We start from the raw sequence: 989 nt of genomic DNA on the forward strand, positions 1-989 counted from the left end.
GGATTGCTGGGGTGCAGCGGGGAGAGCGGATTGGAGGAATTGTGCTGCACGAAGACGACCGGTCGCGAAAGCCTGTGCCACTCGTTCACTAACGCTGCGATGTTCTGATCACAGTCAGCGTTGTTTCGGAGTCCCCACCAGTCGGCCTGGTCAAATCCCTGCTGAGCGTCAACGACGATCAGCGCGGTGCGATCATCGATCGAGGGTAGTTGGATCACGATTCAGGGCTCCTTGTTATTTTCAGGGCGGGATCTTTAGTCACCATTCAGCATCCCATGACGTCGGCACCGCGGCGATCAGCGCCCAGCAGTTCGGCACAGAGGCTATGCCGGTAAGCCGAACCTCCAGCGCGACGGATCCGGGGCCACACCACCGCGGGACCGAGCGAGCCGATGACGTGTCACTTGGGAACCAAGTGACTCCACTCAGCTTGACTGCACGCGCGCTTCGGGAGCAGTTAGGGGCGCGCGCGGGGCGGGATCGGAGGGGCCGCCGGGCTGCTCGCCGGAGAGCGCCAGGTTGACGAAAGCTCGCACCGCGGCCGACGCTCGCCGCTTGCGGGACGCGGCGAGGTAGACGGTGAACTCGGGCACGGTGCCCACGGGAATGCGGCGCACGTTGAGGGCGGCCTGGGCTGCGAATTCGGGCAACAGGGCCACGCCCAGTCGCTGCTGGGCCGTTCGCTGCGACGAAGGAGCGGATCGCTAGATTTGACGTGATTGGGTCCGGCTGCCTTGAGGCAGCGATCGAGAGCAGGGCGAAGCATCCGATGGCCCAGCGCGGTCAGATCGTGATCAGGCCGATGTGTCCCATCAGGTAGCGGATTCTCTCGTTCGTGCACCTGCCGAGGTAGCTGCGTGCAACGGAGGTCAGACTACGTGTCTGGATTTACCGTTTCGTCAGTGTCGCCGTCGACCCAGTTGAGCTGTGAAACGTAGTCGGCGACAGCTAGCCAGCGGTACGTCGTTCCGTCAGCAGTGAAATCTTGG

1 protein-coding gene and 2 pseudogenes are annotated in these 989 nt (G+C 63.3%); 1 reads left to right on the forward strand and 2 read right to left on the reverse strand.

All coding sequences use genetic code 11. The features are described 5' to 3' along the window. Both JF66_RS19125 and JF66_RS19130 read right to left on the reverse strand, forming a co-directional pair. A pseudogene (locus tag JF66_RS19125) lies at positions 1-218 on the reverse strand (isochorismatase family protein); the annotation flags it as partial. A 207-nt stretch (positions 219-425) separates the two neighbouring features. Next, positions 426-671, reverse strand: a pseudogene (locus JF66_RS19130) (LysR substrate-binding domain-containing protein); the annotation flags it as partial. Positions 672-700: 29 nt separating this feature from the next. Here JF66_RS19130 and JF66_RS25470 point away from each other — a divergent pair. Continuing rightward, entirely contained in the window at positions 701-820 is a 120-nt protein-coding gene (locus tag JF66_RS25470) for a hypothetical protein (RefSeq protein ID WP_369798073.1), read from the forward strand. Positions 821-989 lie beyond the last annotated feature (169 nt).

The organism is Cryobacterium sp. MLB-32 (assembly GCF_000738085.1).
In the GTDB taxonomy this organism is placed as follows: domain Bacteria; phylum Actinomycetota; class Actinomycetes; order Actinomycetales; family Microbacteriaceae; genus Cryobacterium.